3 protein-coding genes are annotated in these 24,340 nt (G+C 53.1%); all 3 read left to right on the top strand.

The annotated features are described in order from the left end of the window. Window positions 1–406, top strand: a 406-nt coding sequence (locus tag ACFWW2_RS03680) for a DUF4261 domain-containing protein (protein ID WP_393926284.1), incomplete at its 5' end; no start/stop codon positions are given. Window positions 407–420: 14 nt separating this feature from the next. Next, complete coding sequence (locus tag ACFWW2_RS03675; protein WP_393926283.1) at window positions 421–1,392, top strand: DUF1963 domain-containing protein; 972 nt, start codon at window positions 421–423, stop codon at window positions 1,390–1,392. Between the two features lie 1,211 nt (window positions 1,393–2,603). Then, on the top strand, window positions 2,604–24,326 hold the full coding sequence (locus ACFWW2_RS03670) for a tandem-95 repeat protein (RefSeq protein WP_393926281.1): 21,723 nt from the start codon (window positions 2,604–2,606) through the stop codon (window positions 24,324–24,326). The last annotated feature ends 14 nt before the right edge of the window (window positions 24,327–24,340 follow it).

Below are 24,340 nucleotides of genomic sequence, written 5' to 3'. Positions count from 1 at the left end.
CGGGGTGCCGTTGGGCGGTTACTGGGTGTCGAGCGAGCGGCTCTGCGACTGGGCGGAATTCACTGACTACGCCGACGCCGTGCTGCCCGCCTTCGACAATGATCCCGACACCGCGTTCCCGACCCGCTACTGGGTGTCGGTACAGATGACGCAGGTCGACGGGCGGTTCGGGGGCGAGACGCAGGGGCTGCGGCCCTTCATGGGATATGAGCTGGATCTGGAACCCGTGGCATGGCCGCTCGCTGACGTGGCGGAGCGGCTGGTGGGCACAGTGACCTATCTGTTCTGGCACGGACCGGTGCTGAACGATGGAGATACGCTGGGGGTGAGTGAGGCGGAGCGGTTCCGGTTGACGTCTGATGTCGATCGCAAACGCATGGAAATGACGCTCGAAATGACAAAGTAACAGGAACAGAACGAATGACCGATCCTAAACTGTCAGATGTTGAAATTGATGGCTATCTGTCCCACATTCGGAAACAGGCTGCATTTATGCTGCGGGCGGACAGACAGTCCGACGATGGAATGCCCGGTTGTTACTTTGGGGGTGAGCCAACGCTGCCCGCGGATATCGAATGGCCGATCTATCATTGCCCGGAACCGAAGCTTGACATACCTTTGCACTTCATCTTTCAGGTCAATCTCAAATACTTGCCCAAGTCACTCGATTTTCCCGAGTTCCCGCAAAAGGGCACTGTTTTTGCGTTTGTCGAACCGATGTTTGCCTGGGCCGATCCGAGTGCACCGGAACCATTGTTGAATGGTCAGGGCGCGAAGCTGATTTACGTTGCTGATGACGTGAGCGATTGCCCACTGCGCAAGGCACCAGCGCTGCCAGATCTCGATAAACCAGACAGTGATGGCTGGGCGCTCTCTGACGAGCCGGATCTCGATAACTACTTAAGAATGCGTGACGAATATGGCGTAACAGGCGCGTCGGGGTTGAACAAGTGGCCGATGTATTTCCTGATTGGCGATACGTTTACGCAACTCGAAATCCTTAAGGAACAAAACGTCGATTTCGGCTACACAGACTTAGACAACATGGAATTCGCCAGGGCTTTTGACTCTGCGACAGACTCCTCCTTCAATCGCTGCAGAGCCTATGCCAAAGACAAGCTCAACTTGAAATCGGAATACGGCATTCCACATTGGGCCTTTGGCGCTGATGGAATGTATAATTTTCCTTCAAGGGAATTTGTTGAACGGCTTTATCCTGGAAGGGGATTACCTGCACTTACCGCTGAGCATGTAATCTTGTTCAGCCTATGCGGAAAGGATTCAGAAATCGGGTACTGTAGATTCAATCAATATAGAATGTCGTTTTGGATACATCCTGATGACCTTGCGAAGGGTAACTTTTCAAACGTACAAGTTTGGGAGGTCGTATAATGGCTTTAAATTTTGATAGGTATTCATCAGGTAGTTTCTCTACCTCGACAAAAGTATTGATCAAAGCAAAGTCGAAGTATGATGGGACCGCAGGCCAATACCACCATCTAATCCCCGTTGAGGCATATGAAGAAAGCGCGCACATCAAAAAGGCCTTCGATAATATTTTCAAGAATAGTAGCAAATTTGATTTTGATGTAAATCACGCCTTTAATGGTGTATACCTTCCCACAAACGCTGCTGAAGCATATGCTGCAGGCGTATCGATGCATGAGAATTTCGGAAGTGGCCTGCATTCAGTTTATAATACTATTGTCATTTCTGCCCTCGAGCCTGTAGCGAAAAAGGTGAACACACTATTCAATAGAATTAAAGCAAATTATAGCGGAAATGAGGAAACCAGCAAGCTAAACAAGCTGTCTTTGGCTTTTGAAATAAAGATTGCTATTCTTCAGTACAATATACAACGTCATTTGGAGGGGGGAGTATTTGATAGATACCTTTTTACGCATTTGGGTGATCGAAAGATTCGGGAGTTGTGGGCTGAAAAATTTGGGAACACGCCTTTTCCGACGGATACAAATGCGATTAAACTTTTTGTTTTGACCGTTGAGCCATTTGAAGTTCTTTTGAATTATGGTACGTATTTGGGCTTAATACTCAGCGATGGCGATGAAGATGAGCAGGGAAAAAAGAAGAAGAAATTTGAGATTCCCGATGGCGACAATAGTCGATTGGGGAAGCTTCTTAAGAAAATTGTTAATAAGGTTAAGGATGCTGATGCAGAGAAGATTCTTAAGGGAATAGTTTCTGTAATAACATTGGCAATTGGTCTTGCAGCCATGACCACCGATGCTCAAGCAGCGACAGCAGAGTTCAGAGAGTTAGCAGAAAGCGAGCCTGATATTCCTGAACTAACACCGTCAGATTATCTAAATATGTTGGCTGAGGCGGCGAATGAACAAATTGATGGCCTCGATAATCTGTTCTCAATAGATACCATTAAGTCTTTGGTTGCTGATGCCATTACGGATCCTTTGGTTATCGCTCAAACACTTGTTCGGCTCTTGGTTCCAAGTTTTGGGTGGGCTGCAACTCTTTATGAGATCGTTGAGAGTTATGACCTAATCAAAGCGACCATTGAATACGCAGCGGAGGTATTTGGTGAAATTGGAGGCGCCCTGGGAAATGTCTTTGTTACTCTAGAAGGGTTGCTAACTGAAATTTCAGAATGGGCCGAATGGTTCGGCCTCGAATTTGGTGCTGAAAAGAATGCGGAAACCGGCGAATACGACATCGCGTCAGTCGACCAACAAAACATCGTCGACAAGATTGAATCGGAAAAGGATGCCGGAGACAAGATTGAACGTGGCCAGACGGCAGATCATATTATTCCGGAGCTTGGTGATCTCGGTGAAGAGTTGTTCACAGGCTTTGACGGTATTCTCCACGTCATAGACCGTCCGCTTGATGAAGACGTTGCTGTGAGTCACGATGTGGACGTCACAGCATATATGCGCGAGCAGAAGCAAATCCGCGATGATGCGCTGGCAGCGGGTGCAAACGCTGATTCACTGGGCGACTATGCCCGTAACTTTGCCATTTTCGGTAGCGATGAAGATGATTTCATGCGTGGCGGCATAGGGAGCGATGCCTATCACGGGGGCGGCGGGAATGACGTACTTTATGGTGGTGTCGGCAATGATTACCTGATCGGCGGCAATGAAAACGACGGTGCCTTCGGTGACGAAGCCGTCTACAATGTCGATGCTGAAATCGTTGTTCTGGACACCAACGGCGATGAACAGACGTTCGAGTACGAACAACTGTTCCTCTACCTTGGTGATGAAGACGTGCATATGCGTCTTTACAAGGAATATACGGATACGTCCGTCCCGATCGAAGCTGATCGCCTGGCCGGGATCGAAACGATTGTCTTGTCGCAAAAGTCTGACAACATCACGTTTGCCGATGAGACCAACGACTACATCTCGACCTTGTGGCGCATCGATGGCGGCGGCGACGATGACGACAAGCAAAGCGAAATCAAGATTTTTGGCGATGAGGGTGTCCGGTCGATAAGCCTGCTTAACGGCAAAGGTTACGCCACAAGCGAAACCTTTGACGATGCTCCGCGGCGCAACCAATTCGAGACGATCCTTGCCAGCAGTCTTCGTGACGCTGCTAATGCTTTCAGTCAGAACCAACTCCGCCCCGAGGGTGCTCAAACAGATGCCGTTGGCCCTGACGATGCTAAAACGTATATTGAATTGCACAATATCAACGCGTCTCTGTTTGGTGGAGATGGCGTTGATACGCTCTGGAGTCAGGATGACTTTGCCCGCGAAGTCTCGGGCGGTGCTGAAAACGACATCCTTTACCTTGGCGATACACGGACCGCTGATGTGGTTCAGGACGAAGGTGCCCGCTCGATTGCGCGCGGTGACGACGGGGATGATGTTATTATCGTCCGTGGCGAGAGGTTGGAAGCCCATGGTGGGGCTGGCGATGATATCATCGTTGGTTTCGGTTCTAATTTTACGTCAGGCGGTTTTAGAGGGCACGACCTTAAGGGTGGCGCCGGGAATGACTGGATCTACGCCTCTGGTGGTCAGGGTGCAAACATTTATGGCGGCGTTGGCCGCGACTGGCTGTTTAATACCTCCTTTGGCGGCGTCATTTACGGAGACGTTGGTGGTTCGCCGGACGGGGCTGACCTAGGTGCGCCAGAGAATTCCGATAACATCTGGTGGTGGAAAGATGTCACTCTTATGGATCCCCGTGAGAATGACGTTCTGAAATTCTTTGGTTTTCCGCTGGTTGGTGGAAGCACAGAGGCGCCCAGTGTTGCAGTTACTTCACTGAGCGGATTTGGTGGTGCGCGTGGTGGCGGGCATGTCTTCCATGACTATATCCTCCCGCAGATTTTCTACGTTTACGATGCTGAGGAAAGCCGACTTTACGTTGGAAACCGCTTTGACATCTTTGATGGCGCTATTGCGGGTCACATGATCATCGAGAATTACGATAATCCTGCCTTTGTGAATTATGGGCACGAGATATTCACTAATTCTGGTGACTTGGGGATGACTTTCAAGGTCGCCAATCAGTCACTATCTCAATATAATCTTATTCCGTGGTCATTTGGCGCGATTAATCGGTTTTATGCCATTATCGATTGGTTGTTAACGAAGGCAGCCGCCGTTACTAAAATTGCAAAAGGAATGGGCTGGTCACTCGGTGTTGATCCTCTAGTTCTTGATCTGGATGGTGATGGGATTGAAACGATCTCCATTGATCGCGCGGATGTCTATTTCGATGTTGATGGTGATTTTTTCAAAGAGCGTACCGGTTGGCTGGACAGCGATGACGGGTTCTTGGCGTATGATAAAAACAAGAACGGTCTGATTGACGATATCAACGAGCTGTTCGGCGGCGTAGGTGTTTTTGGGTTCGATGAACTGGCGACATATGACCTTAATGATGATGGCGTCATTGATGCTGCGGATCTGATTTATTCGGAGCTCCTGATCTGGCGCGATTTCGACAAGGACGGTGTTTCGGACGACGGTGAGTTGATGTCGCTGGCGGATATGGGCATTGCCTCGATTACCGTTGATGGTGAAGCGCTCGACGTCGTCACGCCGCAGGGTACGACCTTGCGTGAACGTGGCACATTCACCTGGGACACAGGTCAGGTGGGGGATGCGTTCGAGGCCATTTTCGAACTCGACGATGTTGATACGCAATATCGTGGTGAAACAGGAATTGCCGAATGGCTGCAGGGTGCTGACCTTGTGAATGCCAAAGGCTATGGCCGTATTGCGGACTTGGCGGTTGACGCGTCGAACGATTTCGATCTGCAGGACGCTGCGCTGTCTGCGGCGGCTGCGATGACCAATCCGGATCTAAGGGAACTGCGCGCGTTGTCGGGTGACGTTTTGGGGCAGTGGTCTTTTGCCCTTGAATTGACACGGGAATTGACGCCGGTGCTGCTGGATCACAGCGGCACCGCGACGGCACTGATTGATCGTGCCGTTTACGTCGAAGATGATGCAGGTGGTTATTGGACGCTGCATAGCGGTGCCGCAATTCTTGATGCGATGGGAGCAGAGATCGCACGACCAACGCTGGAAGATGTGATGGCCCAAGTGACTGGCGCGGGGCAGGCATGGCAACTGGAGCAGATGTTCTCGCCCTCGACACGGGCGGCGCCATTGCAGCATCGGTCAGAGGCGCCGTATCTGGCCGAGATCGTAAATGGTCGCGTGGTGGTGCTGGACTACGGCATCGACAATGGTGATGGCACTTGGCGCTTGGCCAGCGGCAACGATGTCGTTGACACAAGCGGCGCTGTCATCGAAACCGCGACGCGTGATGACATCACTGCCATGACGACGCCAAATGGGCAGGACTGGCGCGTAGAAAGTATCGATTTCAATCCTTATGCAGCGATTGAAGTTGAGCACATAGGTGTCAGATCGGTTGATGGCATTGTCGTTGATTATACGGTTGAAGTCACGGATGCCGATGGGTCGTTTTACGTCTGGGCGCGCAATCTGGACCGGGCGCTGGAGTTGCAGGAAACCTACGGAACGCCGCGTGATTTCGCGTTGCGTAACTTCGAGGTGGATTTTGCGACTTTGGATGAGGTCAATTCGGCGGATAACAGCACAGTTCGCGTTGAATTGCTGACACCCGGTCAGTTCCACTATGCCACATCGCTTGTCGGGATTGATTTCCAACCGCAGATGCTCAGCGCACGAATTGCGGCTGATACTGGCGTTATTGACTATTCTGTGAATGACACCGGCCGCGCGAGCCTGGTGGATGGCGTATATGTATCGCCCATCGATGGCATGGTCGAGATGTTGGACGTGGTGATGGATCAGTATTTGATCACGAGCCGCGCCTTTGCCGTCCGTTTGGCTCTGCAAGGTGGTTTGAAAGACTTCGCACGGGGTATTGAATACGACCTTGAAACCGACAGTTACAAAGCCACGACCGATTATGAACTGGCGCCAATGTTCGAGGCGATCTTTGAACAGGCACCGACTGGATACGATGCATCCTATGAATACCTGACGCGGTGGAATGAAATACTGACGCAGGTGTATCCCGACTATCAGGTGGATGGGACGGGGAATATTTTTGGTTCTGCCGTCACCATTGATCAGAAGTTTATCTTTCAGATGCTGATCCCGGCTTTTGAGAAGGTCGGTATTGATATGGAACTGCCTGCGGTGCTGAACCGTCTGGGTGTCGATGAAACACGTCTTGTCACGCATGATGCGACTGCAACGGAGGTGGATGGCACGTCGGGGTCCAATTACTTCTACCTGACTGGTGGCGATCAGACCTATCGCGGTGGCGAGGGTGGGGACGTCTATATTGTTGGTGCCAACTGGGGCAACGATGTCATTGAGGACATTGATTTTGGCGCGGCTGATGAACTTCGGTTTACGTCGGTCACATCCTCGGAGGTGAATGCCCGTCGCGATGGTCAGGACCTTCAGCTTTCGGTTGATGGGCAACCTGACTTGCTGACTGTCAGGAACTATTTCCTGGGTGAGTTTAACCCGACTTATGGCGGGCGCACATTCGATACCGACTTGGCATTGATTGTCTTTGCCGATGGTGTGATCTGGGATCCGTTCCGGACAGCGATGGAGGTCAGTGACCCCAAAGACACCAATGACATCATCGTTGGGTCAGGCGCTGCGGATGTTCTGGAAGGGGGCAAGGGCAATGATATCCTGCAAGGCTCTGTCGGCGGCGATTTCTACTTGTTCAACCGGGGTGATGGTGTCGATACGATCCATGACAACGCTGACGTTACCCGCTCTCCGATAGAGGCCGGTATTGATTTCCTGCGGTTTGGCGAAGGTATTACGGCGGACGATCTTTACCTGACGCGTGAAGGTGAAAGCGACGACCTGCAGATACGTCTGCTGGACAGTGACGGGAACGAGACCTCCGACGCTATCACGATAGTCGATCAGTTCGATGGTATGCGCATAAACTTGGGTGGATATCTTCAGTCCGTTGATCCCGGATTGGAAGCCATTGATTACGTTGCTGTAAACATGATCGAGCGCTTCCTGTTCGAAGATGGCACATCACTTGATTTTACCCAGATCAAAGACCGTGTTCTTGAGAATGTTCAGACCGATGGTGAGGATGCGATATTCGGCTTCCTGATTGGTGATGAGCTTAAAGGCGGCAAGGGCCACGACATTATGGTCGGCCGCGAAGGCGCCGACACGTATTACTACGGTCGCGGTGACGGGCTCGATGTCATCTATGACGGTGATCAGAGCCCGGATCTGTTTGGTGACGGTAAGGATAGTGATCGGCTTGTCTTTACAGATGACCTGCGCTGGACGGATTTCGACTTCATCCGCGATGGCGCTTCCGACACGGTTGAACTGCGCGTCACTGGCACGAATGAAGGTGTCATTTTGCGTAATATGTTCCTGACAGGTCCGTTCCAAGGCTATATCAACCTGATCGATGAATACGAATTTGGCGATGGTACTATCTGGGACTACGCCAAACTCGCCCAGCATTTCCTGGACATCACCAGCACGAACGGCGCCGATGTCGTATATGGCTGGGGTGTCGCCGATACACTGGATGGTGGGGCCGGTGATGACACGCTTTATGGCTACGAAGGGTCGGATACCTACATCTTTGCGCGCGGCTATGGGCAGGATGTAGCCATTGATACCGGCGGCGGTAATGACAAGCTGGAGCTGCGAGGCCTGGCCTGGAACGAGGTCGATGTTCTGCGTGACGGAAAGGATCTGATTTTCCGTATTAAGGACACGGGTGAACAGCTCACCGTTCAGGACCAATATGATCGGTTTGACGAACAGGGCAAGGCGATTGAGAGCTTTGTGTTCACTGACAGGACGGTATCATTCGCGCTGCTGAACCCATCGCTAATGGATGTCGTGGGCACCAATGCGGACGAGACGCTTTATGGCAGTGACTTTGCCGAGGTAATGGACGGTCGCGGCGGCGATGACATTCTGCACGGTGGCAGTGACGGCGATACCTACAAGTTTGATGTTGGATACGGCAATGATCTGATCATTGATCTGCAGATTGCAACAGCTTGGAACAACCGACCGGGCGAATCCGTCAAGGAAACCGACGACCGCATTCTGTTTGGTGATGATATAACAATCGACAACATTGCGTTTGGCAAGGATGGCAACGATCTGGTGATTTCGATTACCGGTCACAACGATACGCTACGCATCCGCAATCAATTTGCGTCGGTGGAAGAAGGGATAGAGCGTTTCGAATTCAAGAATGGCGACTTCCTGCATATCTCGGATGTCGAGGAACGTCTGACAATCGCGGATGGCAGCCGAGGTGACGACACCATTCAAGGGGCTGAAAACAGCCAGAACGTATTTGACGGAAGACAAGGTGACGACACGCTGATCGGTGGCCGCGAGGCGGACACATACACATTTGGTGCTGCCTACGACCTAGATGTCATCCGCGAACGTGCCGATGGCGTCGTGGGCGCAGAGGACCGGATCATCTTTGGATCAACTGTGGATCCTGAGACTGTCGAAATTCGCCGCGATAGCGACAACCTGATTTTTGACCTGGGCAATGGCGAAGACCAATTGACCGTAGAGGGTGGATTGGGTGCCGCGCGTGTCGAGCTTTATCAGTTCGCGAACGGCGATGTCTGGACATTCGAACAGATCAGAGATCGCCTGCTGGAAGGCAGCGACGGTGATGATGAGCTGATTGGTTTTGATGATCGGGACGATGTTCTTGAAGGTGGTCTGGGATCGGATGCACTTGTTGGCGGCTCTGGCGATGATACCTACAGAATTGATGCTGGTTGGGGTGCCGACTCAATTCTCGATGCGTCTGGCGTTGACAAAATCGTCTTTGGAGCCGGCCTAATGGCATCCGACATTCGGTTCCATACAGAAAAAGGCAACTTGATTATTCGATTTGCGGGCCAGGATGACTCACTTGTCGTTTTTGGTGCCGCAGTCGACTTTGGTGATGCCCGCAGCATCGAAAGTCTGGTTTTTGACGATGGAACGGTCCTGACAAAAGAAAACATTTGGGATCAGATCGCCAATGGCTGGGGCACCGATGGCAATGATGTCATTGATGCCCGCATCGGTTACGGCGTTACCTTCAGTGCCGGCGGTGGCAACGATATTGTGCATCTGGCAGTGGACTCTGTCCTGAAGTTCGCGCGCGGGGATGGGTCAGTTAACATTTATGCAAACTCATCCAATGGCCAGGCACGTCTGGAGTTCACCGATCTGCAATCCACCGAGGCGGTTGTGCGGATTGCGGAAGAGAACAGTCTCGACTGGAGCATCTATTTCCCGGGAACCGGTGATCAGGTCACGATTCATCGAGCTCAAGACGTAAATCTGATGCCGCTCATCACCTTCGCCGACGGAGTCGAATGGGGCGTGGCAGAGCTGCAGCAGCGCTATATCGAGTCGCAGACAACGCAGCTTGATGATCGTATCCTTGGAAGCAAGGGAGACGATACAATCGAAGGCGGCAGGGGGGACGATGTTCTTCGCGGTGGTGAAGGCCATGACACATACGTCTTTACCCGCGGCGACGGGCGGGATGTCATCGTTGATACCTCTGGAACCAACCGTCTGGAAATCCGTGGCTATTTGCCCGAGGAGGTTTCTGTCACCCGGCCCGTGCAGGAACGAGCGGAGATCGTTCTTTCGTTTGATGGCACCGACGATCAGGTGGTGCTGCGCTACATCGGGCTAGAGGGCGTGGATGAGATCGTCTTTGGTGACGGAACGATCTGGTCTGAGGCGCACCTGTTCGAGCGGACAACGCAGACGGGCGGTGCATTTGATGATGTTCTGGCCGGATCCTCGGCTGGCGACACCCTGATTGGTGGTGGCGGAAACGACGATTTGCGTGGTAGTGCGGGCGACGACACCTATGTTGTCGGGCGCAATGATGGCAGCGATACTATTCGTGATTATGCCGATGCTAACAGCGGTACCGACCGTCTGAAGTTATTGGACTATTCGCCGGACCAGATCAGGATTTCTGGTACACAAACCGACCTCGTCGTCAATTTACCAAATGGCGAAAGTGTCACTTTGGTGGACCAACGCAATGGAGATTCTCGATCACGTATTGAAGAGATCGAGTTTGCAACCGGCGAAGTTTGGGGGCTCCAGGAGATAGAAGCACGCCGTATCACCGATATGCGCGAAGATGGATTAGTTGTTGGTACCAATGCATTTGAATATTATACACATACAAAGGGCTTTGGTTCCTACACAATCAGCGATTATTACTCTGATCAAACATTCTGGAAGAACGATCGCCTGGAATTTACTGACGTTCGATCAGACGAAATTACGGTTACACGCGACGACGGCGATTTCGTTATCAAGGTCAACGCGACCAACGAAGAAATCCGACTTCTCAATCAGTCCGATAGCAATAATTGGGGTGTTAGGTTCTTTGACTTCAGCGACGATGTTACTTTTGATCGAAATGATCTTAACAACATAATTGTCGCAGACCAGAAAGCTGCTGGTCAAACTACGATCATGGGAACTGATCAAGCCGAAACCTACTTTCACACGAAGGGCGAGGGTTCCTACGCCATTTCAGATTTCAGAGATCTAGGGCATAGAGAGTCAAAAACAGACCGACTGAAATTTGTTGATGTTGCCTCTGACGAGGTGACCATCACCCGCGAAAGCGGTCACTACATCCTCACGATTAACCAAAACGACGAACAAATCCGGCTTCTTAATCAAAGTGATAGCGATGAATGGGGTGTGAAATACATTGAGTTCAGCGATGATGTCGTTTTCGAGCGCGACCAGCTCAACAACGCGATAGTCGCCGATCAAAAGTTGGCCGACGCTGAAGTTATCAGAGGCACCAGCCAAAGCGAACTGTATACGCATAGCAAAGGTGAAGGCTCATACAAGATCTACGATTTTGTGAAGCTGCGCCGTTATGAAAGCAAGGCCGACCGTCTCAAATTCCTCGATGTTACACCGGATGAAGTCACTATCTCTCGTGATGGCGATCACTTTGTCATCAAGATAAAGGATAATAACGAGACGATCACTCTACTGAACCAAGCCGCAAGTCATCAATGGGGTACGCGGTATGTCGAGTTCAGCGATGAGACCGTCTATCGGCGCGCCGATTTGGCTGCGCGGGTGCTGGAGGACAGCAAGGCGACTGGCGAAGTGGTTGGCACAACTGCGAACGAGGTCTTTACCCACAACGCCGGCGACGGTTCCTACACAATCAGCGACAGTTTCTCAACGAATGACAAGTTGGTTCTGGCGGACAGGTTGCCCACCGAAGTGACTGCAACGCGTGTCGGAGAGGATTTGTTGCTTGATCTTGGCAATAATGAGGTTGTCACGATCGCAAACCAATTCGCTTTCGATCAGCGTCTTCGGATCGAAACGATCGAGTTTTCCAACAAGGAAACCTGGACTAAGGCTGAGATTGACGAGCTAACTCATTCGCCTCAGAAATCGACCGGGACTGTCACCGGCACGAAGTCGAACGATTGGTTTGTTCACAGGCAAGGTGATGGATCATATCAGATCGTGGATATCGATGCGAATGGCGCTTCCGATGTTCTGCGTCTGGTTGATACACCACGCGATGGTGTCGTGTTTGCCCGTGATGGCAAAGACGTCACTATCACGATTGGCAATGAAGTGATCACCTTAAAGGGGCAGTTAAATGCTGATGGCTATAGTGCCATTGAGACCATTGAGTTCTCCGATCACACAACCATGTCCAAGGCAGAGCTATACGACCTTCTGGTCCCGGCAGACGAGAATCCACCGGATGTAACGGCCCCAAATGCCGCCAATACATTCAATTACGCACTTGGCGATGGGTCATATGTCCTGACCGTTTGGGGCCATGTTGACTATGTCGACACCCTGAACTTCACTGATATCAACGCAAGCGATGTGATCGTAACGTCGTCTGGTGAAACGATTGTCATTTCATTGAGCAATGGCGATGCGCTGACCCTGAAAGACCAATTACAACGGTCGAACCAGCGAGGCGTCGAAGTAATCAACTTCGCGGACAATGTCACTTGGACGAGAGAAGATCTGCAGGATCGCGCGGTTGCTGATCAGTTAGCTATGGGCAGAGTCAATATTCACGGCTCCCAGAGATCCGAGAATTATAGCCACGCACTTGGTGACGGCTACTACACAATTCACGATGAAGACAACGGCAATAATGATGGATTTGATACAATCACCTTCACGGATGTGAATGTATCTGACGTCCATTTCAGTCAGAGTTCGGACCTGTCTCTCGTCATCAGTCTTTCTAACGGCGAAACGGTCACAATTCGAAAGCACTTTCATCATCAATTCGCAAATGCAATCGAGCGGATAATTTTCGCCAATGGCGACGCTTTGGACTATGCGCAAATCAGGGATAAATCGGTTGCGGATCAGGTTGCCCTGGGTCAGTCGACCGTTACAGGCACATATCTTATTGAAAACTATATTCATAACCTGGGCGATGGGTCATATACGATCAAAGATAATGGCAAGCGAGAGGATATGATCGATACGCTGACATTTAACGATGTCGCATTGTCAGAGGCTGTTTTGAGTTATGGTACGGATGAAAGTCTTGTAATCACTCTTCCAAATGGTGAAGAAATCACGATCTTTAAGCATTTTAATTTCGAGAATAGGGATGCGATCGAGAGAATTGTTTTTTCCGACGGTGAATTGGATGGTCTCCAGGTCATCCGAGATCGTTCCGTTGCTGATCAACTCAACGCCAAAAAGTCAACGATTTTCGGTTCAGCTCATCTGGAGAATTACATTCATAAACAGGGTGATGGATCTTACACAATACATGATAGCAGCCAGTTCCGCGATACAATCGACACGATTCAATTTGTCGATACAAATATCGCGGACGCCAAATTTACGAAAGGTGCCGACCAAAGTCTGGTGATCAACTTGCCAAATGGCGAGAAAATCACGATATACGAACAATTTCAATTCGAACGCAGATACGCGATCGAAAAGATCGTTTTCGCAGATGGTGAGTTAAACGGTTTACAGGAAATTCGGGATCGCTCTGTTGCTGATCAAGTGTCCGAACAGGAACGATTTGTCGACGGATCATACCGGGTCGAGAACTATTATCATTCCACTGGTGACGGGTCCTATACGATCCGTGACTATGACTATCATAGAGACGACGTTGATACGCTTGAATTCACGGATGTGACTTCGACGCAGGCCGTCCTGGAGCGACTGGATCAAAACCATCTGTTGATCAGACTGCCAAACGGCGAAACCGTTACAATCGACAACTATTTCATTGATCAAGATCGAAATCTGATCGAGCTCATCAAGTTTTTCGATGGTGTGGAATTTGACAAGGCGGCTGTCATTGCCACAGTCGATGGAGTCGTCGCGACGGAACAGACCATTATCGGTACAGATGGCGCAGACAGTCTGATCGGCGCCACCTCGCTTGATCAAATCACTGGCGGCCGAGGCGATGATCAGTTGAGCGGTCGTGAGGGTGATGACACATACATCTTCGCCAAAGGTGACGGAGCCGACATCATTCGTGATGCCGGTGATGGCACGGACACATTGCTTATTCATGGTTACACTCGGGACGAGGTGTCATTCAGCCAGCTAGGTCGTGATGGTGCCGATCTAATCATTGATATGGGCTCGAACGGAGACCGGATTACTATTGTCAACGGCTTGCTGAGTGATGCGGCCGACCTCATTGAGCGCGTCGAATTTGCAGATAGCGGCGACGTGCTGACCATCAATCAAATCCAGGGCTTCTTGATTGCAGGTCGTGTGGACGACACTGGCAATGTCATCAAGGGGAATGATGGTGCCAATACACTGACCAGTGGGCCGGGTGCGGACGTTCTGATCGGGCAAGGCGGCTTTGACACCTACATCTATCGTCAGGGTGACGGACAAGACGTGATCTATGATCAGAGCACGGCGGGTGACGATCTTTTGCATTTTGTCGACTACAATGTGTCGGACATCACCTCGATGGCGCTAACGGGTGCCGACCTGGATGACGTCGTCATACGTTTTGGGGATGGTGGCGATCAGGTTACGATCATCGACGGTTTGGAATTCGTCTTCAACGTTATCGAAACAATCGAATTTGCAGATGGCACCACATGGAATCAGAGTGATCTGCGAGGCGCCGTACCCCAATTCTCGACGACTGACGGCGACGATGTCATGCGCGGGACACAGTTCGAAGACGTGTTCGACGGTGGCTTAGGCGATGACCAGTTATTCGGTGGATATGGCAACGACACATATCTGTTTGCCAAGGGTGACGGCAAAGACCGGATCGTGGACATTGGCAATGACAGTGGCGACAGAGTCCAACTTGCGGGACTACTGTCATCCGAAGCAAGCGTGTCCCGACTGTTCAAGGGCAGTGACACGATCGTTCTGTCATTCGCGACATCGGATGATCAGATTACATTGGTTGATATGCTGGGCGACGGTCCCGAGACCGTCGAAGAGATTGTCTTTTCCGATGGCGTTGTCTGGACCGCAGTCGAAGTGCGTGCAGCGCTGGACAATAACGCGCCGGTAACCCGAGAAGATGGTATTTTTTCGGTCAAGCAGGATGCAGTTCTGATCTTGGACCAGCAGGCTTTTCTGCATAATGACTACGATGCGGATGGGGATGATCTCATGATCATAGCTGTCGATGGTGGCGCGTATGGCACTGCCGAAATTGACGGAAATGGCCATATTCGGTTCATGCCCAATGGTGACTACTATGGCCCCGCAAAGCTGATCTATACGGTTTCGGACGGCAATAATGGGATCTCCAAAGGTGTCGCGGATATCCGGATAACACCATTGGCATCAGCCAGAGATGATGAGGGCTTTGCGGTCGCAGAAGACGGCTATCTGACCATCGATTCCTCCCGGTTGTTGTCCAATGACCTGGATGGCGACCGCATGGTGCTCGCGGATGTCATTGATGCACAGAACGGTTCGGCCCACCTGCTAAGTAATGGTCAGATTGCCTTCAGCCCCAACGCTGACTTCAACGGGTTGGCCCAGTTCACCTATGTTGCGAATACGCCGGAAGGTGGCCGGGCTGAGGCGATTGTTTACATCAATGTCCTGCCCGAGAACGATGGACCTGTAGCGGCAAATGATGCCGGCTATGAAGGGTACGAAGATACCGCGTTCACCATTTCTATGTCGGACTTGTTGCGTAACGACACCGACATTGATGGCGACCGATTGGACATCACGTCAGTCCTGTCATCACCTGATTTGCAGGTTTCGTTGACGGACGACGGATATGTGCTGGTCGATCCAAATCTGACCTTCTTTGGCGACAGTTATTTTGAATACGAAGTGACGGATGCAACTGGTGCAACCGACATTGCGCGGGTAGATGTAACGATCAACCCCGTGACCGGCACACCGGAACCGCAACCGGATACGCTCAGCGTGATGGAAGACAACTTCCTGCTCGTATCTGCGGCTGAGCTGCTGGCCAACGATCTGGAACCAGACGGCGACACGTTGACGATCCTGTCAGTTGGCGCTGCCGTTGGTGGCCGCGTCGAATTGAACGAAGATCAGACGGTTCTGTTCACACCGGCGCGCAACTTCGCTGGCGAAGGCCGTTTCACCTATACAGTTGATGACGGTCAGGGTGGTCAGGCAAGCACCACGGTCACGGTCGATGTGACTGGCACGAATGATGCCCCGATTGCGGCTCATGACAGCTATGGGATGACTGGCAAAGACTTCCTGCGTGGCACGGAGAACACGCCGATCGAAATCGCCATTGCAGACCTGTTGGCAAATGATGGGGATCCCGAAGGCGACGCCATAAAGATCGAGACGGTTTCAGGGGCATTGAACGGCGATCTGGTGATCACGGACCATGACACGATCATCTTCACCCCGGATCCGGATTTTGTAGGGGTCACCAGCTTCAACTACACGATCTCTGACGTGGTCGGCCTGGTTGGGGGCACAACTGTCAGCATCTATTTTGATGATGTCACAGATATTCCTCCTGTGGCCGTGACTGATACAATCGTCGTCACGGAAGATATCAGTCAGGTGATCCGTATCGCCGATCTGCTGGCCAATGATACAGATGCTGATGGCGACGCTGTCAGCTTTGTCAGCTTCCGTGAACCTTACTGGTACGAGCAACCACTGAATGGCACGGTCACGACGAACAACGACGGGGATTTGGTATTTACACCGGATCTGAATGCCGATGAATCCTTTGGTTTTTACTACACCGTCACCGATGGCAAAGACGGTACGACCGAAGGCTTTGTCGATATTGAAATACTGGGCGTCAATGACGATCCGATTGCTGGCAATGACGTCGTTGTGGCGACCTTCCTTGATGTTCCATTGGTTCTGCGCATCGCCGACCTGACGGTAAATGATGCTGATGTCGAAGCGAATGGTATCGACTTCGGTGGCATCACCCAGACCTCCGCTGGCACGATCGAAGTCTATGATGATGAATTTGTTATTGTGCGCTTTGATCCCGGTTTCTCCGGCCAGGTTGATCTGACCTATTTGATCGCTGATCCGCAAGGCCTGACCGACGAAGGTTACATCACCACATCGGTGGCCAATTCCTATGACCTCACACAGATGGGGTCACAGCTGCGCGACGTGCTTCTGGGCAACGCCCAGGCCGAGACGTTCACCGCAGGTGCCGGCAACGACGACATTGTTGCCGGGGCGGGTGCAGACACGATCTATGCAGGTACGGGCGATGACGTGATTGTCGCAGGTGCCGGCGACGACCTGATCGACGGCGGCGCAGGTATTGATGACATAGATGCCGGTGAGGGCGATGACCTGATCCGTGGTGGTGATGGCTTCGATAATATCGACGGCGGTGCCGGTTTCGACACCGTTGATTTCAAAGGTTCTAATGTTGGTGTGACCGTCAACCTCGATGCTCGGATTGGGCAGGGCGGGTTCGCCCAAGGTGACGTGTATACCAATATCGAAGCCATTCTAGGAACCCGCCATGCGGATGATCTGTCTGGCGATGCGGCGAACAATCTTTTGGATGGGCGTGCGGGCAACGACCAGCTTGATGGTCGGGCTGGTGACGACATCTTGGTCGGTGGGGCGGGCGATGACTTTCTGACGGGCGGTGCGGGCGCGGACATTCTTGAAGGTGGCGCTGGCAACGATACGGTAGACTACTTCCTTTCAGCGGATGGGGTGAATGTTTCGCTGGCTGCCAACACGGCCACGGGTGGTGACGCCACGGGCGACATGATCTCTGGCTTCGAAAATGTAGGTGGATCCGAGCATAACGACCAATTGACCGGTGACGATGGCGACAACCTGTTGCGCGGACGGGCTGGCGACGATGTGATTGTTGCGGGCGGTGGCAATGACACGCTTGTCGGTGGAACGGGTGCCGACGTGCTGGATGGCGGCGCCGGAATCGATATCGCGGATTACTCCGGCTCTGCAGATCCGGTGACCATCAACATGGCGGACGGTTCGGCAAGCGGCGGCGATGCTGCCGGTGATACGTTCACAAACATTGAAATTGTGCAGGCCAGTGGCGGCGATGACACCATCATCGGCGATGGGGCTGACAATATCATTCGTGGTGGCGGCGGCGCCGACATGATTGACGGTGGCGCGGGCTTTGATACTGCCGACTACAGCGCGGCGGATGCGGCCGTTGCGGTGAATTTGGCCACGGGTCGGGGCACGGCAGGTGAGGCGAATGGCGATACCCTCTCCAACATCGAAAAACTGGTGGGCTCCAACGGCGCGGACAGCTTCGTCGGTTCTGCCGCTGATGAGGTTTTTGACGGTGGGTTTGGAAACGATCTGTTGGCGGGTGGCGCCGGGTCGGACACGTATCTTTTTGGTTTTGACAGCACCAATGACACGATCACCGAAAATGGCCTCGGTACGGATATTGACCGGATCAAAATGCTGGCAGGCGTGGCGACCAAAGATGTCTCGCTGCAGCGCGTTGGCGATGATCTGGTTGTATCCCTTGAGCAGGATGATGGGCTCCTGATTGATACCGTGCGTGTCACAGACCATTTCGTCGGTACCGAAACCGGCATCGAGGAAATTGTCTTTGAAACCGGAATTACTTGGGATCGTGCCTTTATAGATGGCGCTTTGCGCGACGATCAGTTCAACGCCCAGAACGACATTTACCTGTTCGGTGTAGAAGACGAGGAGGCGATTATCAATGCGTCTGACCTGTTGGAAAACGATGCTGAAGGTGGTGCTGCCGGCCTCACCATCGTTTCAGTTCAGAACGCAGTGAATGGTGCCGCGACGCTAAATGACGACGGCACAATCAGCTTCACGGGTGCGCAGGACTTCAACAGCTCGTTTGATGGCGAAGATGCTTATTTTGATTATACCGCACGCGATCAGTTTGGTCGCGAGTCCACGGCGACCGTCCGTGTATATGTCGATCCGCGCAATGATGCGCCGGTGGCGGCAAATGATGGCGTGATCCAAGGGACCGAGGATCAGGGTCTGCGTATTTCATGGGCGCAGCTGCTGGGCAACGATGTCGATGTAGACGGCGACAGCTTGCGGATCATTGATCTTGGCCCGTTGAAAGACGCGGAGGGCAATGCGCTTTACGCGGGCCCGCTCTACAGGATGACAAACGGCCGGGTGGAGTCTGATGGTGATGATATCATTTTCCTGCCGCGCCCTGATCATGTAGGCTTTGCCGGGTTTACCTACACCGTGACCGATGGCAACGGCGGTACATCGACAGGCGAGGTTGAATTGTTCTTCAACGCCGTGAATGACGGTCCGCGTAGTGGGATGGACAATGCGACGGTCAGGCTGAGCCAGAATGTCACATTCAGCCAATCCGACCTGATGGCCAACGACTTTGACCTTGAGGGGAATGCGTTCTCATTTGTCAGCGCACATTCTGCCGTTGGCGGCGTGCTGGAGATTGACCCGACAACAGGGGACATGACCTTTACCCCCGATGTTCTCGGCAAGGGCGGTTTCAGCTATGACTTGATCGACGAATTCGGGGCGACCTCGACGATCAAAGTCATCGTACGAACAGTACCTCTGAATGATGCGCCCATCGCCAATGGCGACCAAGGCTTTGATTCCATTGAGGATCAGGTGATTACCATTGATCCGCAAAGTCTTTTGGCGAATGATGCCGATCCAAACGGCGATCTATTGATCGTTTCGGACCTGCAACTGTTCCCTGAAAACGGAACCGTACGCTTTGATGACAACGGCATGATCGCCTTTACACCAGGGCGCGACTTCAACGGGCAGACCGGGTTCACGTATCAGATCAGCGATGGCAATGGTGGCTTTGACGAGGCATTTGTCAGAGTCAGGGTCCTGCCGGAAAACGATGCGCCGGTTCTGTTTGATGACGTCGTCACCGGGCTGGAAGATGAACCCATCACCCTGTTGCCGGGCACCGTCTTTGGCAATGACTATGATCTTGAAGGCGATGTGCTGTTCTTTGAAGGAGCAATCGTGCTGGGTGTCTTGAACCAGGAGTTCGGCAATCGATCCGAGATCGAAACCAGCTTCGAGTTGTCAGCCGACAAGCTGGATGCGAGCGTCACTGCGGAGGCGACATTGGCCGATGGCAGTGCTTTGCCCGATTGGCTGAGCTTTGATGCGGCGACATTTGCCCTGTCCGGTACACCACCCGCGGGCGACACCAATCCGGTAGCAATTTCCGTGACGTTGACTCATTCGGGCAATCCCGCGCAGACATTCACGGCAGATGTCATTGTTGACCCGGTCGCCGCTACAGTGCGCGCGGATACGGACATGGCCGTGTTTGACGTTTCAAACGGCAGCTTTGCTGCCCGCCAGTCCAATTACCGCGCGTTGCCGGAATGGTTGTCTTTTGACCCGGCAACGATGACCCTGTCGCGCACGGATGTGACACCGGATCAGTATGCCGAACCAACGCGTATCGCCATCGAATTCACGCCGGATCAGGCAGATGTCGCTGGTATCTATCAAAGCTCTGATGGGACATTTGCGCTGGAATTCCTTATTGATCCAAACGCGGACCTTGACCCGGCGATCAATGCGATGCTGCAGACGCCAGCGTTCTTTGGCGCACAAGGCCTGTTTGCCGTGCCGGTTGGCGGCGTAACGGCAGCCAAGGAAAACAGTGCTGGTCTGCCCGATTGGATGAGCTTTGATCCCGATACGCTCGCCTTCACCGGCACCCCACCGGAGGTGTATGTCGGTGCTGTTCCTGTCCGCCTTGACGTGGCGGCGAACGCAGAAGTGCCCGCCTTCTCGATTTTGACGGACGTTGTGGTTGACGACCAGTTCAGTGTCGGCAGCACAAACAGCATTGATCTGACAATCGAAGATGCGCAACGCATCGTCTTGAATGCGGAGGAAGACTTCAACGGCTCCTTTGCGATCAGCTACACCGCGACCGATGATAAAGATGGGGTGTCGGAAGAGCCTGCCATCATTGTGGTCAACGTTCTGGCGCAGCCCGAGACCCCGGATGCAGAAGACGACACGTTCGCAGGCATAGAGGACGAGCCCCAGACTTTCACCCTCGCCGATCTGTTGATCAACGACGTGGATGATGATGGTGACACAATTCGCGTGCTATCTGTTGATACGCCGGAAATCGGCACTCTGGATATCAACCTTAACTCCCTCACGATCCCTGTGCCAGCATCCCTACCTGTTATTGCAGGCGGCACCTATGGTGCGGCCTTGGCCAACGGTGACGCACTGCCGACGTGGCTGGCCATCGACGCGGCCACCGGTGCGATGACTGCAACGGTGCCAATGGATGTGCTGCAAGCCCTGGATATCATTGTCAGCGTCACCGACGGCACTCTGACAGAAACGGCAAGCGTGTCTCAACTGTTTGACGGCAATGATGGGGTTACTTTGACTTACACGCCGCTGGCCGCATCCTCGGATCCTGTCGAATTTAATTACACAATCACGGACGACGCTCAGGGCAACGGCGAAGCAAAGATTACGATCATGCTCGACGCGATCAACGATCCGCCCGAGGCGGTGACCGATATGTTCACCGGGACCGAGTTCACGCCTCTGACCCTGACCTTCGATCAGCTGCTGGCAAATGACACCGACGTCGATAACAATCCACTCACCCTGACCTCGGTCTTGAATGGTCAGAACGGAACCGTGGCCATTGTGGACGGTGCCATTGTATTCAGCCCGGACTATGACTGGGCGGGCATAGCCAGCTTTGAATACACGGTCACAGACGGGCTACACGGGACAAGCACAGGCACGGTCCAGATTGACGTTGCATCGACCAACGTTGCACCGACAGCTGTGCCCGATCACTTCACCGTTTCGGAAGATGTTCCATTCGTCATCACGCCGGCTGATCTGACCGCCAATGACACCGACCAGCAGGCCGACGACGTGGTCAGCTTTGTCTCGATCGACAGTGTCAGCGCGGGTGGTCAATTTGCGATGCTGCCAGACGGAAACATCCAACTGCTGAGCGAGCCGGACTTCCACGGAGAGGTGACATATACTTACACCGTTTCTGATGGCCGGGATGAGAGCACAGGCGCATTCACTGTCGTATTCACGGCTGAAAACGATGCGCCAATTGTATTTGACGAGGCGGACTTGCAGGCAACCGAAGATCAGGACTTTGTCATTGATCTAAGTGCATTGCTGATCAATGACCGCGACGTTGAAGGCGATGCACTGACCATTACCCGCGTTTTTGATGGGGTGAACGGCACGATCGAGATGATCGGTGAAACCGCAGTGTTCAAGGCCCGCGCGGACTACGTGGGGAATGCCGGTTTCAACTATGTGGTCCAGGATGCCAACGGGGCTGAAACCGTGGGCTTTGCAGCGATCACAGTGAACCCTGTGGCTGACCTGCCGGTGGCGCTTGATGACAGTGGCTATGTTTTGGACGATGAAGGCAAGATAACCGTCAACGTCGCTGACTTGTTGGCGAATGATTATGATCCTGACGGCACGCAGGTTAGTTTTGTGGGCTTTGAAGCCTCACTCTACGTCACTGATCTGGGTCAAGGTCTTTTTGAGATCGACATGGGCGCCGGAGCGACTGGATCCACGACCCTCGCCTATCAAATTGTCGATGGTAGTGGCGCGACTGCGGTAGGCTCTGTGCGTTTTGATGCGCAAGGTGCCGACCAGACGGTTGTGGCGTCGCAAACTGCCATGGCAATGGCCGCACCGTCGTCCGCCGACGTGGTGCGGGTGAATGAAGACACCGAACTCAGCATGGTTCTGCCACTCGATTGGGGTGACAGTCCGACCATGTCAGTGACCCGCCCGGGCGGTGCCGCGCTGCCCGGCTGGCTCAGCTTTGATGCCGCAAGCCGTACAATGCAAGGTACGCCGCCGCGTGACTTCAACGGGGTGATTGCGCTTGAGCTGGCGACCGATAGTGGACCACGCGCTTTCGATCTGGTGGTGGATGCGATCAATGATACGCCGCGTATCATCGCCCCGTTCTCGGATCGCTTCGCGACCGAGGATCAGAGCTTCAGCCTCACGCTGCAGTCTAATCTGATCCGCGATGTGGATGGGGATGCGATCAGTTATGCTGTTGCATTGCAAGATGGATCGGCGTTGCCGAACTGGCTGTCATTCGATCCCGATACGCTGACCTTGACCGGCACACCGCCTGCGGATTTTGACGGCAAGATCGCCTTGCAGGTTACGGCATCAGATGGGCAGGCCAGCGTTTCGGACGTTTTCGACCTCACCATATCGGACGTCAACGATGCGCCCGCACTGCTGACCCCGCTCGATGATCTGACCACAGATTCTGCGGGCGATGTTTTGTTGACCGGTCGCCCCTTCACGATCAACGTGCCAACTGACCATTTCGAAGATGTGGACGGGGATCAGCTTGCCTTTGCTTCCACACTTGCGGATGGGTCGGCCCTTCCGGACTGGCTAACCTTCAATGGGACCACCTATAGCGGCCAGGCACCATTTGACGCCGCTGGCAGCTACGACATCATCCTGCGGGCATCAGACGGGCTGGCCGAGGCATCGGATGTGTTCACCCTGACCATCGGACAGGGCACGCAAGAGCTTGAAGCGCGCAATGACGGCGGATTTACTGTGGCCGCCCCCAACGTGCTGGATATCGACCTGACGACATTGTTGGCCAATGACTCCAATGTCGATCCCGACACGGTGGCATTGGTTGCGGTGACCAACGGGGCCAACGGCCGCGTGCAGATGACGGATGATTACGTCAGCTACATCCCTGAGCTGGATTTCAGGGGCACCGATCAGTTCACCTACACAATTGGCGACGGAACCAACACATCGACAGCAACCGTCAGTGTAACGGTGTCGAACCCGATCCTGGATGCGCTGGAACAGCAGGGTGGGGCAGCACTGTTTGACCCCGCCTCTATCGGGCAACTGACCGATAGCGCCGTAGGAACATCCGGCAATGACCGCATGATTGGCGATGCGGGCAGCGATACTTTTGAGGGTGGTGCGGGGAATGACCTGCTGCGCGGTGGGAACGGAAGCGACAACCTGCGTGGCGGCACGGGCGATGACGTCTTGTTTGGCGGGGGTGGGCGCGACAACTTCTACTTCGCCGAAGGGGACGGATCGGACCGCATCTATGACTTTGATGTCGCACGCGCCGGTCGCCGGTCGTTCATCGCTGGTGACGAAATCAAGCTCAATGTCAGCGATATCGACAGCTTTGACGACCTCGTTGCTATTGGCTCTGATCAAAATGGCGGTGTGCTGTTTGACTTTGGCAACGGGGATGAATTGTTCCTGGCCGGGACACAGCTGGCCGCTTTGGATAAGGACCAGTTCTCATTTTATTAGAAATTGCCGTGGCG

Origin of the sequence: Yoonia sp. R2-816 (assembly GCF_046762905.1) — a bacterium.
In the GTDB taxonomy this organism is placed as follows: domain Bacteria; phylum Pseudomonadota; class Alphaproteobacteria; order Rhodobacterales; family Rhodobacteraceae; genus Yoonia.
The sequence above is the reverse complement of the archived record's forward strand: the minus strand, read 5'-3'. Positions and strand labels throughout refer to the sequence as shown.